A 15,437-nucleotide genomic window follows, 5' to 3' on the forward strand; every position below is an offset into this window, starting at 1 on the left:
GCCGGGCTGGTCCTGCCGTCCAGCGCCATTCCCTACTTCGGGCTCATCCCCCTGGCGCTCGGTATCTGGGCGGCGTGGCAGGCATGGCGAGGCGACGGTGACGACGACGACGAGAAGGTCGAGGGCAAGAAGGTCGGCATCTTGACTGTCGCCGCGGTCACCTTCGCCAACGGCGGAGACAACATCGGCGTCTACGTCCCGGTGTTCCTGAACGTCAGCACGGCAACCGTGGTCATCTTCTGCGTCGTGTTCCTGCTGCTCGTCGGCGTCCTGGTCCTCCTCGCCAGGTATGTCGCCACCCGCAGGCCTATCGCCGAGGTGCTTGAGCGGTGGGAACACGTGCTCTTCCCAATCGTCCTGATCGGCCTCGGCATAGCCATCCTCGTCAGCGGCGGCGCATTCGGACTCTGACAACCCGCACCCTACGAAGCGCCAAGCGGCGGAGCGTGACGCCTCCCATTCCGAGGCCTGCCCTGCGGGGCACCGCATGCTTCCGACCAGCTATAGCGACTGGTTCGAATAGGGCTGTCCACCAGTAAGATATATCGTTGGCACGATCACAGTCCCTACCGCGGCGGCCCGTCGGAGGCGCTCATGGAGACCACGAACAGCGGCGCCCCCAGGGGTGGGGGCGCTCACACCGCTCATCGCAAACCGGGGCAGACGATCCTGTGCGGCTGGTGCGAGACAGAGGTGCCGGTGCCACCTCGGGGACGCGTCCCGAAGTGGTGCTCCAGCTCCTGCCGCCATCGCGCCTGGGAGCAACGCCGTGCGGCTGACGCCGGTCTTGCTGCGGTTGAAGTGGTCGACCGCGTGGTCGAGGTCGTGCGAGTTGAGAGGGTCGTCGAGGAGAGGCGGGTGCAGGTGGCCGTGTCGCGGACGCCTCGGTCCGCCAGGGAGTGGGTCGACGTGTTGAACCGGCTCGAATGGGCGCTCGGAAGCAACCGCATGGACCTCGAGGATCTAGCCGAGATCGAACCGTCTCTGGCCCGGGTGGTCGCTGCCTACCACGCACGCAACGACAGGCTCCACCGTCGCCAGGGCCGTTGGTAGCTTGCCTCCCCCGGCATTGAACCGAGAGAGCATGATGGCTTCCGTTAGGACTGCCCGGCCACCTCGCGTCGTCCTGGACGTGGCTCGCACTCGCGCGCCGGTCATGGCCTGAGCCGGTTCGCCGCCGACCCGTAGACGGCGACTGCGTGCCAGCAACTCGCCCGAGACCCACCGCCGCTCTCCCGTGGTGCGAGTGGCTTCGGCAGGGCGTTCCCGAGTAGGCGGCCGTTGCCCGATCGCCCATGGAAATGTGCGTAGACGGCGCGTTACCGTACCCGGGAACGCTCATCACGTATCCTGAGCCGAGATCGCAGGCAGGAGCAGATGGGGAACTGGATGCACACCGGCTCCTCGCGCGGCGCCCGGAGCCACTCATGAGGACGTATACAGCCGACGAAGAGTGGCCGCGCCATGACAAGAAGCACTGGCGTGACGCGTTTGAGCACGCCCAGGCCGTGGGATGGTTCCTCGACCACATAGACGCCGCCCACCGGTTCGGCACCCTCAGATGCCCTTACGGCTGTCACAACGTCAAGGTCGACCACACAGCCGTCGGCGGTGACATGTTCGCCGCCAGCCTACCCAACAAGATCAGAGCCTGTCAGAAGGCGAACGGGCTCGACCCAACCTCCATAAAGCTCGCCGAAGCCACCCGGCTGATGGACACCGCAGAGGCCCTCATCGACCGGATCGAAGAGGGCCTGACGAGCGTGTGGAGCAAGCAGTGCGCTACCGAAGAACTCGACCGGATATGCCTGCAGATCGAGACAGCCGACACCACCCTCCAGGACGAGGTGCTAGCGCGTGCCATCGCCGCGGAGGACTCTGCGACAGAGGTTGAAGACCTCCAGCAGTGGAGCGATGAAGCTGAGTCTCACGCGGACGAGGCCGAAGGGGTCCTGAAGAAGGTCTCCCGACAGACGGTCACTCGACCGCTTCGAGGTCGTCTGGACGGCTTGCGGGACCGACTCGCGAACGTCTGCAAGCAGCTTGACGCGCTCGATGGGAACGGAACGACCCCGTTGTGAAGTTCCAACACTGTGCCGTAGTCTCGTCTCCAGGAAGGTAGGAGGGACCATGCTCTACAAGGTCGTGCTCCGGCTCGCAGGCGTGGACCTGCGAGCCCCACAAGATTGGGAAGTGTTTGGCGAAGGCACCAAAGACGTGCACCTGGAGGCCGACGGCCCCCTCAGCCTCGCGACCCTATACGCGGAGTCCGCGCAGGAGGTGATGGCTCGCGCGGCCGGCTTCGCTGCGCTCCTAAAGGTGCAGGCCAGCCGAGCCTCCGTGGCCGGCGTCCACGACGAGCTCGCCTCTGTCGCGACGATCGCCAGCCGGGTTGGGCTTGGGCCGGAAGCCGTGCGTCTGTGGGTGCAGGGAGAGCGTCGCGGAGAAGCCTTCCCGCGGCCAGTACAGATCGTCGGTACTGGGGCCAAGCCGCAGCAGCTGTTCTCCTGGCGTGAGGTCTTGGACTGGGTGCGGGAGAACGTCGGGTGCGACCCGGAGCAGGGTGTCGCCTACCTGTCCGCGTCCCAACTCGCTGAGCTGGGTCACCAGGTTCTCGTTACGCCGTCCGCCGATCCACTTGGCGTTGTGGCTACGTGCTACACCTCCTGGTCCGCAGTGATTCACAAGCAGGCACCGATGCGGCTTCCGGAAGTGTCTTCCTCTATCCACTACAAGAGCCCGTCTCATATCATCAGTGCAACTTTCGGCCGGAACCCCCTGGGGTCGTTCGATTTGAACGCGAGGGACCGTGAGCGCTCTTCCTGACGGTGCGGACGAACGGTATTTGGCTTTTGTCGCCGGCGTCGAGGTCCAGTGGATCGAGGTCGTCCTTCTCCATGCGGAGAAGCAAAGCGTGAACGCTTCTAACGACGTCGAGGTGGATATCGGCGGTGGTAACGCTCTCGCCGAGGATCACTTCTTGAGTCGCTTCGAGGCCAAAGCATCTGTCACCGATGAAGATGGGGATGACGTAGCCCAGCTCCAGGTGGCGCTCATCATCAAGTTCTCATCCGAGACGGCCCCAGAAGAGGATTTGGTCGAGCGGTTTTCGCGCAGCACCGGCGTGATGATGGCGACCCCGTACCTGCGGGAGAACCTCTCGTCCCTGGCGCGCCGGACGAACGTGGAGGGCGTGCTCCTGCCCCTAGTGAGGATGCAGGGTGGCGTGGTCCAGGGCGACGGGGAAGCAGCTCCGACGCGGGAGTGATCAATGCCGATGTCCTCGGACGCACCACGCTCCTCGAGCAAGAATGCTCCGCCGTACTCTTGGCGCCATGAGGTACGACCAGACCTACGACCACGTCCTCGATCTCCAAGAGACCGCCTACCTGTCGGGGATGGCGACGCGCGGCGTTCGCGTCTACGCGGGCGGCGACCTGTACGCCAGCGGAGTCATCAGCGATGGAGTTGTCGTCGATGTCGGAGGTCGCGCTAGCCTCAGCGGCCTTCTCTCAGGCCCATCTGTCGTTCGAGGAGTGCTAGACGTCAGCGGCAAGGTCGATGGACCCATTCGTATCGAGGAGGATGGCATGGTGATCTTCGCCGTTGGCTGCATGTGGAACGGACGCATTCTCCAGCCGGACGGTCGGTGGGCGACTCCCACCGAACCCGTCACCGTGATGATCGACGACAGCACGCCGCGCTACCGCATGGATGCTGGCGGTGAACTGACTCTGCTCTGACTGACTTGGTCCTGGTCCACGGGCGGGTGCTCTCCCAAGACCCATGGCAGCCGCTCCACCAACTCACGCCCTGCTCCGCGCCTCATTCAGGACACCGCGTCGTGGCTGGCCGCGTACGAAATGGCCTAGTCTTGTCCACGGCGCCAAGCAGGCGGCCTTGGTAACCACCCCGAGCGAAGTTGAGCAATGAAAAGACTCTCTGTCGACCTCAAAAATTGCCATGGAATCCGCGACTTGAGCGCCTCCTTCAAGTTCAAGAGTGGCAACTCTGCGGCCGTTTATGCACCGAACGGAACTATGAAGACCTCGTTCGCGCGCACGCTGGCAGATCTCGCAAAGGGCGTCGAGACGAGGGACCGCATGTTCCCTGAGCGCACGACCGCCAGGAGTATCGTCGATGAAGACGGCGAAGAACTTCGGGGAGAGGATGTCGTCGTCGTGCTTTCCTACGACGAGGAGCTTGGGCCGACGGAATCTACGTCGGTTCTGCTGGTGAACCCAGAATTGCGTAAGGAGTACGAGGCGCTCCAGCGTGAACTCATCGAGGCGCGGGACGAATTGATCATCGCTCTCAAGGAGCAGTCGCAGACTAGACAAGATATTGTCGCAGTTGTCTCCCGCGTCTTTACTCAGCAGGAAGACAACTTCTTCACCGCAATGGTCCGCCTCAGCTATGAGATCGAGGCTCAAGAAGAGACGCCCTTTGCCAGCGTTCCATACGACGTTCTGTTCAACAGCAAGGTGCAGCCGATACTGCGCCAACAGGCCATCCAGGCTGCGCTGGCTGACTACGTGACTCGATTGAACGAACTGCTGGACGAGTCGGCGTTCTTCAGCAGGGAGTCCTTTAATTTCTACAACGCGGCAAATGTGACCAAAAGCCTGGGGGACAACGGTTTCTTTGCAGCACGACACTCCATCTTGCTTCAAGGGCAGGACGAGGATCCTAAAGAAATCACGAGCAAGGCCGACCTGGATGCCCTCATTGCGGACGAAAGGAAGCGCATCACCGATGATGAGACGCTGCGTAAGAAACTCGATGCAGTCGAGAAAGCCCTCAACAAGAACGTCGACACCCGCGCATTCTTCGATTACATCGCCGAGCACGTTGAACTGCTTCCAGAGTTCAGCAATGTGGACTTGTTCGAACAGAACGTTTGGAAGTCGTACATTAAGGCACACGAGGCCCTGTACGATCGCGTAGTCAACTGTTATAAGGATACAGAGAAACGCAAGAAGGCGATCGAACAACAGGCTGCAGCGGAGAGTACGCAATGGGAACGGGTTATCGACATCTTCAACGATCGGTTCTTTGTACCCTTCCGGCTAATTGCAACCAACCGCGATCGAGTGGTCCTCGGGCAGGAGAACTTGCTTAAGCTCGGCTTCGAGTTCGAGGACGGTTCCGAGAGGACTGCCGTGGAGCGTGGAGAACTGCTCGAAATCTTAAGCAACGGGGAGAAGAAGGCGTTGTACATCCTCAACGTGCTGTTCGAAGTCGAGACCAGGAAGGCGTCGGACCGCGAGACTCTGTTTGTTATCGACGATATCGCCGACTCTTTTGACTACAAGAACAAGTACGCCATCATCCAGTATCTGAAGGAGATGTCTGAGCAGCCGAACTTCAGGATGATCCTTCTCACTCACAACTTCGACTTCTTCCGCACGCTGGAGAGTCGCGGCGTCGTCGGGTATGACCGGTGCTTCATGGCGCAGAAGGGTGAGTCTAAGGTCGTCTTGGGCCAAGCCGCGGGTGTCAGGAACCCGTTCATTAACGACTTCAAGCGGAATTTCTATGCGGACGGCATGAAGCGGGTTGCCTGCATCCCGTTTATCCGCAACATCCTGGAGTACACGAAGGGCGAGAGCGACCCACACTACTTGAAACTCACTTCGCTTCTTCATTGGAAGAGCGACACGTCGTCGATCACACAGGGTGACTTGGACATAATTTTCGCGGAAACTTTTGGCCTTGTGGGCTCGTGGCCCCAGTCCTCGGAGCCGGTTATTGATCTTATAGTCGGCGAGGCAAACAGGGCAGTTACTGCGGACGAAGGGGCGAACTTTGAGAACAAGATCGTCTTGTCCATCGCCATCCGCTTGCTGTCCGAGAGCCACATGGTCATGGAGCTGGCGGACCCGTCCTTCACCGATAACATCCAAGCCAACCAATCTCAGGCCCTCTTCAAGGCGTACAAGAACCGCGGCCAAGGTACTGCCGAGTCCCGCGACCTGCTTGGAGGCGTGGTGCTCATGACGCCCGAGAACATCCATGTGAACTCGTTCATGTATGAGCCCATTATCGATATGTCGGACGCCCACTTGAGAAGGCTCTACACCGATGTGTTGCAACTGACCGGACCGTAACGGCACGCCCCCTCGCAGCGAGTTCGATGCGTTCTTGAGGCTCGCCCTCGGGAGAAGCTTCTGCGACACACGCGATCCGTACAACCGGACATGGGCGTAAGCGCCATGTCACGCCCCGCCCTGCTCGCCACCTTGCCAGCGGTGTTTTTTCACTCATCTTTTGGACGGGCGAGGTCGGAGAGTCTCGCGGCGATCTCCGCGTCTCGGCCCTGAGCGGCGTGCTGGTAGCGCAGCGCGGCGGCGACGGTCGAGTGGCCGAGCCGCGCCTGTAGTTCGGCGAGCGTGGCGCCGGTCATGGCGGCCATGGTCGCGCCCGTGTGCCGCAGGTCGTGGATCCTGAGGTCCTCGCGCCCGGCGGCGTCTCGGGCCTTGCGCCATGCCGTGCGCAGCACAGTCGGCTGCATGTGGCGCTCGTGGTCGCGCATGGACGGGAACAGCAGTGCATCCGCTCCCGGGCGCACGTGCTTCTCCAGGTGCCGCTCCAGGGCGGGGACGATGTGCGGCGGCACGCTCACCTCACGGGTGCCGGCAGCCGATTTCGGGGTGCCGACGATCGGCTGGCCTCGGACCCATGAGACGGCCCGGGTCACTTTGACGACGCCGCGGGTCAGGTCGAGGTCGCACCTGCGAAGCTCGAGGACCTCCCCCACCCGCAGCGCGCACCAGGCGCAGAGCAAGACGAGGGCGCCGAGCTGGTCCGGCATCTCCTTCACGAGCACGTCCAGCTCAGTGAGCGTCGCCGGACGGATCTCCTTCTTGGTCGGCGGGTTCGAGGCGGCGCGGACGCGGCACGGGTTGCTGGCGAGGAGCTCGTCGGTGACCGCGGTGGTGAGGATGGCTCTCAGGAGTGCGTAGGCGCGGGCGTTGACCGTCGGGTGGTCCGGCGACAGGCCTGCCCACCACCGGCGTACGAGGGCCGGCGTGAGGTCCGAGACGAGCAGCTCGCCGAACTCCGGCTCGAGGTAGCGCCGCAGCAGGTGCTCGTAGCCTTCGCGGGTCCGCGGCTTGAGGGACCGGTCGGCGAGCCACTGACGAGCAAACTCGGCGAACGTCGGTGGTGCCAGGCGCTCGGCCAACTCCGCCCGCCGCCTCGGGGCCAACCAGTCGTCGCGGCTCGCCAGCGCGCGCTCGTGGACCAGCCACGCTTCAGCGTCAGCCTTCGAAGCGAAGGTGTGCGGAGCGGTGTGCCGCCCCAGATCCGGACCGGTGTAGCTGGCCTGCCACCGCTTCGACGGCAGCCGCCGCAGTGCCCCGAAGCCTCGTCTCGTTGCCATCCCGCTCCCCATTTCGTGCAACATACGTGCAACAAGGGTGCCACTTCGTGCCCACTTCTGACAACGTGTGACCACGTCAACTCAGGGCCTATTTACCGCGTTTGCGCTGGTCAGAGGGGTGAAATCGCTGGTCAGACTAAGAGCTGGCGAAGGGACTCGAACCCTCAACCACCTGTTTACAAGACAGGTGCGCTACCAATTGCGCCACGCCAGCCGGGCCGGGAGCACCCGGCCGACCGTCGATGCTACCTGGCCGTCGCTCAGCCGATGACGTTCGCGTTCAGCCAGGCCTGCAGGGCCACGACGGTGCGATGGTTCATGTAGGTCGACCCGTCGCGGGACAGGCCGATGTGATCCTGCAGCGCGGCCTGGGACATCGGGCCCCAGGCACCGTCCACCCGGGTGCCGACCTCGGCCTGCACCGCCTTGACCGTCGTGGTGTCCCAACGGCCGGTCTCCGGCAGGCCGACCCACCGCTGGACGGCCTTGACCGTCAGCGGGCCACGGCTGCCGTCCAGGACGAGCGGGGCCATCGTGCTCGACCCGGGGCTGGTCACGGCCCCGTCAGCCGCCCTCATGATCGACCCGCTGACCCAGCCCCGGCCGTCGGCCAGCTTGATCCAGCCGTTCGTGGACGACTCGCCCTGCACCGTCGCCCCGTGCGCCAGACCCCCGACCACCGCGTAGGAGGTGGACGGGCCCGACCGGACGTTCGCCCCCAGGGTCGCGGTCACCGTCCAGCTCGTGGATGCGGCGGGCGGCTCGGGCGTGGGCTCCGGCTCCGGCGTGGACGCTCCCGGGTCCTCGTCGGTCAGCGTCGACAGGGCGATCCAGCCGCGTCCGTCCGCGAGCCGCACCCACCCGTTGCTCAGCGTCCCGGTGACCTGCGACCCCGTGGCGGCCGCACCGACCACGGCATACGTCGTCGACGCCCCGAGCGCACGTTCGCCCCGGGCGTCGCGCTCACCCACCACGTGCCTGCACGCCCGGCTCGGGCGCGGCGCCGGGGCCGCACCGTCGTAGGGCTCCAGCCCGTTCTCCATCGTCAGCCCGGCGCGCACCGAGCACACCGGCCAGGCGCCGGGCCCCTGGACCTTGAGCACGCGCTGGGCCACGGTGATCTGCTGGAGCTTGGTCGCCTGGTGGGCGTAGGGGGCGAACTCCCCTCCGCCGAAGCCCGTCCAGGTCGGGTGCCAGAACTGCAGCCCGCCGTAGAACCCGTTGCCCGTGTTGATGCTCCAGTTGCCGCTGGACTCGCAGTCGGCCACCCGGTCCCAGACGTTGTGGTCGTCGGCGGCGGCGGTCGGCGCGGCCATCCCCACCGCGGAGACGGAGGTCGCGCCCGCCAGGGTCAGCCGGCCGACGCGACGCCGGAGCACCCCGGTGCGGGGCGTGCGGTGGGAGGTGGTGGAGCCCATGGAGCGGTCCTTCCGGCAGGGGCGCGGTGCCGGGACGAGCACCGCGGGCGTCGCACCCGAGGGACGGGTGTGACGGATGGGACGAGCCGGACCAGCGTAGAGGCACCCTCCCCGGACGGGGAAGCGGGTGTGACGCACTTCATACGACGAGGTCCCCCGGACGAGCCGTGCACCCTGCTAGTGGGTCACGGGAGCTGGAACGGCAGCACGTCCGGCGGGTCGACGTCCGGGGGCAGCGGCCACCAGGAAACGGTGGGCGCGTCGAGCACGCCCCAGACCGCGAGCGCAGCACCGCCCACGAGCATCAGGGTGACCAGGGCCACCGTGGGCAGGCCGGCCGGGACCGTGCCCCGCACCAGCGTGCGCGAACCCCGCCGCAGGGACGTGGCGGACAGACCCCACCAGGCCAGGAGCGCACCGACGAGGGAGCCGGCCGCGATCGGCAGGGGGTGCTCGACCCCGACGCCGACCATCGTCTCCGTCGTCGTCAGCACCCCCGCGACCACGAGGGCGACCAGCACCGCCAGCCCGACCGGCAGCAGCAGCGAGAGGAGGGTGGCCAGCACCCCCCGGGTCAGGTGCCATGGGGACGCGGCGACCAGCACCGGCACGTCGCTGCGTCGTCGTCCGGCCTCGTGGCGGCGCAGCACGAGCGTGGTGAGGCTGGCGTCGACCGTCCTGGCGGCCACCCCCCACAGCGCGAACAGCCCCCACGCCAGGACCGGCACCGTCGAGGCCAGGCCGACGAACCCGACGAGCATCGCCGCCAGCGTCCCGGTCCGGCGGCTGCGCCCGATCCGGGGGTCGGGCCCGCCCTGCTCCCCCGCCGCCACGGGGTATGCCCCGTCGGTCCCCGGCTGCGCCTGCGGGACCGCGGGACGCCCGGCGTCGCTCTCCGCGGCGTCCCGGGGCGGAGGCGGCACCGCCACCAGCCTGGGCTGCCGGGGAAGCCCCCGGGTGGGGTCGACCACCGGCTGACGGCGGGTGTCGTCCCGGTCGCGCGGGCCGCCCTCGTGCCCGCCGACGCCACCGCCCCCACGAGGCGCTCTCGAGGGCAGGACACCGGTGACGTCCTCCCCCCGGGCATAGCGCTCCAGGCCCTCGAGCAGCTGCCGCTGCGCGGGTCGTCGGGACGGGTCGGGATCCAGCGCAGCGGCCAGCAGCGGCCGCAGGGCGGGGTCCACGCCGTCGAGCCGGAGCCGTCCCCGCGTCACCCGGTCGAGCACGACGGTCATCGGCGCCCGGCCGAACGGCGGCTCCCCGCTCGCCGCGTAGGCCAGCGTGGCCGCCCAGCCCCACCAGTCGGTGGCCCGTCCCACGTCGCCGCCCTCGACGACCTCGGGCGAGAGGTAGCCCGGCGTCCCCATGACCATCCCGGTCATCGTCAGCCGCACGTCGTCGGCGACCTGGGCGATCCCGAAGTCGATGACGACCGGGTCCATCCCGGTGCCGTCCTGACGTCGCACCATGAGCACGTTGCCCGGCTTGAGGTCCCGGTGGACGATCCCGGCCCGGTGGATCGCCTCGAGCGCCTCCCCCAGTCCGCGGCCCAGCCGCAGCAGCTCCTCCCCGTGCAGCGGCCCGGACCGTCCCACGACCTCGTCCAGCGGGCGGCCGGCGACGTACTCGGTCGCCACGAAGGGGGCCGGTCCGTCGACGTCCGCATCGACGACCGCCGCGACCCGCGGGTGGTGCACCCGGGCCAACGTGCGCACCTCGCGCCGGAGCCGGGCCCGGGCCTGCTCGTCGTGGGCGATGTGCTCGCGCAGCACCTTGACGGCCAGCTGGCGTCCCCGGTCGTCCACGGCCCGCCACACGACCCCCATACCCCCCTCCCCGATCCGCTCGAGGAGCTCGTAGCCGCCCAGCCGACGCGGCACGACGACCGGGACCCGTCGGGTCGGGTCGGCACCGGGGGTGCGGGGCAGCTCGGTCGTCACGGGGTCCACGGTATGCGGTCTCCTCCTCGGGGGACCCGGTCAGCAGGTCCGGCGGGCGGACTCCGCAGGCCATCACTAGGCTGGCGGACGGAGTCGACACAGGTCAACGAACGAGGAGCGCAGATGGTTTCGTCCGCACGCGGCACCTACGACTTCGTCGTGGCCGCCAACCGGCTGCCGGTGGACCGGCACGTCGAACCGGACGGCACCACGACCTGGCAGACCAGCCCCGGAGGCCTGGTCACCGCCATGGAGTCGGTCATGCGCGACCGGGAGGGCGCCTGGGTCGGCTGGGCAGGCTTCCCCGGCGAGGCCCCCGAACCCTTCGACGACGGGCCGCTGCGGCTGGTCCCGGTGCCGCTGTCGGCCGAGGAGATCGCCGACTACTACGAGGCTTCTCCAACGACACCCTGTGGCCGCTCTACCACGACGTCATCGTCCCGCCCACCTTCCACCGGTCCTGGTGGCACTGCTACCGCGCGGTCAACGAACGGTTCGCCGAGGCGGTCTGCGAGGTGGCCGCCGAGGGCGCGACCGTGTGGGTGCACGACTACCAGCTCCAGCTGGTCCCGGCGATGGTCCGCGACCGTCGACCCGACCTGCGGATCGGCTGGTTCGACCACATCCCCTTCCCGCCGGTCGAGCTCTTCGCCCAGCTCCCCTGGCGGGCCTCGATCCTGCGCGGCCTGCTCGGGGCCGACTTCCTGGGCTTCCAGCGCCCCGACGACGCCCGCAACTTCCGGCGCGCCTGCCGGGCGGTGCTCGGGGCCCGCGCCGCCGGCGACCAGGTGCGCTGGGACGGCACCGACGACGGGCGGACGGGCGCCGGGCCGCGGACCGTGCGGGCCGCCTCGGTCCCGATCTCGATCGATGCCTCCGGCTTCCAGCGCCTGGCCGACTCCCCCGAGGTCCGTGAGCGGGCCCGCGAGATCCGGGAGTCGCTCGGCGACCCCGACGTCGTGCTCATGGGGGTCGACCGGCTCGACTACACCAAGGGCATCCGGCACCGGCTGCGCGCGATCGGCGAGCTGTTCGAGGACGGCGACATCGCTCCCCCGGACGTCACCTTCGTCCAGGTCGCCACCCCCAGCCGCGAGCGGGTCGAGGCCTACCGCACGCTCCGCGAGCAGATCGAGGCGACCGTGGGCCGGATCAACGGCGACTTCTCGCACCTGGGCGACACCGCGGTCCACTACCTGCACCAGTCCTACCCGCGCGAGGAGATGGCCGCCCTCTTCCAGGTGGCCGACGTCATGCTCGTCACCCCGCTGCGGGACGGGATGAACCTCGTGGCCAAGGAGTACGTCACCGCCCGCCACGACGGCGGAGGCGCCCTCGTGCTGTCCGAGTTCACCGGGGCCGCCGAGGAGCTGCGCGCGGCCTACCTGTGCAACCCCCACGACATCGAGGGCCTGAAGGAGACGATCGTGCGGGCCATCCGGGACGACCCGGCCGAGAAGAGCCGCCGCATGGCCGCGCTCCGGCGCCGGGTCCGCCGCCACGACGTGCAGACGTGGGCCGAGGAGTTCCTGGCCGCCCTGGCCTCGGCGCCCCATCGACCCCGGGTGCGCTCCCGCCGCTGAGCGCCGGCATCCACATCGCCCTGACGCACCCGTCGACCCCCTGCCCTCCCGAGGAGCCGTCATGAGCCTGCCCCCGCCGCTCGCCGAGGCCGTCGGCAGCTTCGCCGCCCTGCCCCGGATCCTTGTCGCGACCGACTTCGACGGGGCGCTGGCCCCGCTCGTGCTCGACCCGGACGACTCCCACCCCGTCGAGGGGGGTATGGAGTCGCTCACCGCGCTCGCCGACCTGCCCGGGACCACGGTCGCCCTCGTGTCCGGGCGGGCGTTGGAGCCGCTTCGCACGCTGTCCGGCGCGACCGACCCGCTCCTGCTCGTGGGCAGCCACGGCGCCGAGGATTCCCGGCACCCCGACGGGCTGGCGCTCGACGACGGGCAGCGGGCGCTGCTCGAGACGCTGACGGCCGACCTGCGTGCCGTGGCCGAACGGCACCCCGGGACGCGCATCGAGGACAAGCCGGCCGGGCGGGTGCTGCACACCCGGGGGCTGGACCCCGAGGCCGGCGCCGCGGCCCTGGAGTCGGCCCGCGCGCTCGGCGAGCGGCATCCCTCGCTCGTGGTCACCCCCGGCAAGGAGGTCCTCGAGCTGGCCGTCGCGCATGTCGGGAAGGGCACCGCGCTGGTCGCCCTCGCCGACGAGCTTGGGGTGGACGCCGTGTTCTACGCCGGGGACGACCTGACCGACGAGCAGGGCTTCACCGCGCTGGCCGAGGACCCGGACCGGCAGCGCGCCGGGCGCCGGCTGACCGTCCGCGTGGGCGAGGGCGAGACGTCCGCGCAGTTCCGCGTGCCCGACGAGCCGGCCCTCGTCGAGGTTTTCCGGGCCATCGAGGCCGCCCGGCGGGAGCAGCGGCCGGCCGACTGACCTGGCGTGTCCCGCACCTCGCCGAAATCCCACCGCCGTCCCACCGCCGGCGTGTCCCGCACACTGCTGAACCCCACCGCCGGCGTGTCCCGCACATCGATACCCCCCACTGCCGGCGTGTCCCGCAGGGGTGCAGGACACGTGCTGCACAAAGCGCGCCAGGGGCAGCGACACGCCGCAACGGGATCGGCACAGTGCGCGACACGCCGGCACGGTGCCGACCGGCGACCTCCCGGCGCTCCGGCGGGAGTCAGTCCCGGGGCGGGGCCGCCGTGGAGCGGCGCAGGATGAGCTCGGGCTCGAAGAGGTACTCCCGGTGCTGGACCGTCTCGCCGGCGATCTCCTCCATGACCGCCCCGACCGCCGCGGTGGACATGCCGGGGACGTCCATCCGGACGGTCGTCAGGGGCGGGTCCACGAACGACATGAACGGCACGTCGTCGGCCCCGACGACCGAGAGGTCCTCGGGGATGCGCAGCCCCAGCTGACGGGCGGCCCGCAGGACGCCCAGCGCCATGACGTCGGAGCCGGCGACGATGGCGGTCGCCCCCGCCTCGACGAGCTGCCGGGTCGCCGACGCGCCGCCCTCCACGGTGAAGAAGGTCGTGCGCACCAGCCCCTCGGCGTCGACGCCCTCGAGGCCGTCCATGGCCTCCAGGAAACCCTCGACCCGTCGCTGGACCGGCACGTAGCGCGCCGGCCCGGTGGCGAAGCCGATGCGGGTGTGGCCCAGGTCGCGCAGGTGCCCCACCGACAGGTGCATCGTGCCCCGGTCGTCATGGCTGACGAAGGTCGCCTCGACCCCCTCCCGGTAGCCGTTGACCAGCGCGATGGGCAGACCCCGGTCGCGCAGCCGGGTGTAGCGCTCGATCCCGGCGCGCGAGTCCGCGTGGTAGCCGCTGACGAACACGATGGCCGAGACTCCTCGGTCCAGCAGCATCTGGACGTACTCGTCCTCGTGCACACCGCCCGGCGTCTGCGTGCAGAGCACCGGGGTGTAGCCGGCCGCGGCCAGGTGGGTCTCGATGTGCTGCGCGAACAGCGGGAAGACCGGGTTCGTCAGCTCGGGGACGACCAGGCCGACGAGCCCGGCGCTGCTGCGGCGCAGCTTGCTCGGCCGCTCGTACCCGAGCACGTCGAGGGCGGTGAGCACGGACTGCCGGGTGCCGGACGCCACGCCGGGCTTGTCGTTGAGGACGCGGCTGACGGTGGCCTCGCTGACCCCGGCGTAGGCCGCCAGGTCGGCCAGACGACCCCGGCTCCCGCCGGCCTCGCCGCTGCCGGCGCGGCGGGCCGGAGAAGCCGGCGTAGTCGTCACTTCACCGCGCCGGAGGTCAACCCGCCGATGAGCTGCTTCTGCAGGGAGAGGTAGACCAGCACCGGCGGGATGGAGGCGACCAGGGCACCGGCGCTGAACATGCCGAAGTAGCGGTTGCGGTCGGCCATGTTCAGCGAGTACAGGCCGACGCCGAGGGTCCGCTGGTCCTGGTCGAGCAGGAAGATGCTGGCCAGGAGGAACTCGCCCCACAGCATGACGAAGGCCAGGATGCCGACGGTCGCCAGGATGGGCGCCACCAGGCGCAGGGTCATCGTGAAGAAGATCCGGGCGTGGCTGGCGCCGTCCATCTTGGCGGCCTCGTCCATCTCCTTGGGGATGGTGTCGAAGTAGCCCTTGAGCAGCCAGACGTTGGCCCCCATCGCCCCGCCCAGGTAGACCAGCAGCAGGCCCCACAGGGTGTTCAGACCCACGGTCGGCAGGACCTCACCGATCCGCAGGAACATGACGTAGAGCGCCGGGAAGGCCAGCAGCGCCGGGAACATCTGCGCCAGCAGCAGACCCATGAGGCCGGGGCGACGGCCCGACCAGCGCAGCCGGGAGAAGGCGTAGGCCGCGGCGGCGCCGATGAAGACCTGGAAGACCGTGCCCAGGCCGGCGACGATGAGGCTGTTGCGGAACCAGGTCCAGAACGGGAAGGTCGTCGAGGCGAACAGGTCGGAGAAGTTCTTCCCGGAGAAGTGCTGCGGGATCGGCGATGACGCGCTCAGCGTGCCCGCCGGGTTCAGCGCCGCGGACAGGATGAACATCACCGGGAACAACGCCCACACGAGGGCGACGATCGCCAGCGCGTGCCGCCACCACACGCCCGACCGGGGCTTGGACACGGCGCTCGCGGCAGCCTTCTTGCTCTCCGGCACCGGCGCGGGGGCGTTGGCGTCGGCGGCGGGGGTCTCGGCCGTGGGCTGAGTCAT

General features: G+C 68.5%; 12 protein-coding genes, 1 tRNA gene and 1 pseudogene. 8 read left to right on the plus strand and 6 right to left on the minus strand.

The genetic code is table 11. From position 1 onward, the window contains the following. The 6 genes from BJF81_RS02900 to BJF81_RS02930 all read left to right on the plus strand — a co-directional run. On the plus strand, positions 1-411 hold a 411-nt coding region (locus tag BJF81_RS02900), incomplete at its 5' end, for a cadmium resistance transporter (RefSeq protein WP_075957086.1). 1,016 nt (positions 412-1,427) lie between these two features. Next, the gene (locus BJF81_RS02910) at positions 1,428-2,081 is read left to right on the plus strand and encodes a hypothetical protein (RefSeq protein WP_075957088.1); all 654 of its coding nucleotides are present in this window, start codon (positions 1,428-1,430) and stop codon (positions 2,079-2,081) included. 49 nt (positions 2,082-2,130) lie between these two features. Then, entirely contained in the window at positions 2,131-2,826 is a 696-nt protein-coding gene (locus BJF81_RS02915) for a hypothetical protein (protein ID WP_075957089.1), read from the plus strand. After that, positions 2,810-3,268, plus strand: a complete 459-nt coding sequence (locus BJF81_RS02920; protein WP_143780635.1) for a hypothetical protein — start codon at positions 2,810-2,812, stop codon at positions 3,266-3,268. Before BJF81_RS02915 ends, BJF81_RS02920 begins: the two co-directional genes overlap by 17 nt. A gap of 67 nt (positions 3,269-3,335) precedes the next feature. Beyond that, positions 3,336-3,743: a hypothetical protein gene (locus tag BJF81_RS02925; protein WP_143780636.1), complete on the plus strand. Its 408-nt coding sequence runs from the start codon at positions 3,336-3,338 to the stop codon at positions 3,741-3,743. A 234-nt stretch (positions 3,744-3,977) separates the two neighbouring features. Beyond that, positions 3,978-6,110, plus strand: coding sequence for a hypothetical protein (locus BJF81_RS02930; RefSeq protein WP_202817409.1), 2,133 nt, complete (start codon positions 3,978-3,980; stop codon positions 6,108-6,110). A 149-nt stretch (positions 6,111-6,259) separates the two neighbouring features. Here the strand turns inward: BJF81_RS02930 and BJF81_RS02935 are convergent, their stop codons facing one another. The 4 genes from BJF81_RS02935 to BJF81_RS02950 form a co-directional block, all read right to left on the minus strand. Beyond that, positions 6,260-7,186, minus strand: coding sequence for a tyrosine-type recombinase/integrase (locus BJF81_RS02935; protein ID WP_237769982.1), 927 nt, complete (start codon positions 7,184-7,186; stop codon positions 6,260-6,262). 339 nt (positions 7,187-7,525) lie between these two features. Then, positions 7,526-7,598, minus strand: a tRNA-Thr gene (locus tag BJF81_RS02940). Between the two features lie 46 nt (positions 7,599-7,644). After that, the gene (locus BJF81_RS02945) at positions 7,645-8,802 is read right to left on the minus strand and encodes a transglycosylase family protein (protein WP_075957093.1); all 1,158 of its coding nucleotides are present in this window, start codon (positions 8,800-8,802) and stop codon (positions 7,645-7,647) included. Positions 8,803-8,987: 185 nt separating this feature from the next. Then, positions 8,988-10,742, minus strand: coding sequence for a serine/threonine-protein kinase (locus tag BJF81_RS02950; RefSeq protein WP_143780637.1), 1,755 nt, complete (start codon positions 10,740-10,742; stop codon positions 8,988-8,990). Positions 10,743-10,865: 123 nt separating this feature from the next. On the opposite strand from BJF81_RS02950, the pseudogene BJF81_RS02955 reads away from it, so the two are divergent. Both BJF81_RS02955 and otsB read left to right on the plus strand, forming a co-directional pair. Continuing rightward, a pseudogene (locus BJF81_RS02955) lies at positions 10,866-12,304 on the plus strand (alpha,alpha-trehalose-phosphate synthase (UDP-forming)); the annotation flags it as partial. Positions 12,305-12,386: 82 nt separating this feature from the next. Further along, positions 12,387-13,187 (plus strand): trehalose-phosphatase, encoded by an 801-nt coding sequence (gene otsB / locus BJF81_RS02960; RefSeq protein WP_075957095.1) that lies wholly within the window; start codon positions 12,387-12,389, stop codon positions 13,185-13,187. 250 nt (positions 13,188-13,437) lie between these two features. On the opposite strand, the gene BJF81_RS02965 is transcribed toward otsB, so the two are convergent. Further along, positions 13,438-14,505: a LacI family DNA-binding transcriptional regulator gene (locus tag BJF81_RS02965; RefSeq protein ID WP_083663952.1), complete on the minus strand. Its 1,068-nt coding sequence runs from the start codon at positions 14,503-14,505 to the stop codon at positions 13,438-13,440. Next, positions 14,502-15,437, minus strand: coding sequence for a sugar ABC transporter permease (locus tag BJF81_RS02970; protein WP_083663953.1), 936 nt, complete (start codon positions 15,435-15,437; stop codon positions 14,502-14,504). The genes BJF81_RS02965 and BJF81_RS02970 overlap by 4 nt, the downstream gene beginning before the upstream one ends.

The sequence above is a fragment of the Ornithinimicrobium sp. CNJ-824 genome (assembly GCF_001942405.1).
Lineage (GTDB): Bacteria > Actinomycetota > Actinomycetes > Actinomycetales > Dermatophilaceae > Ornithinicoccus > Ornithinicoccus kibberensis.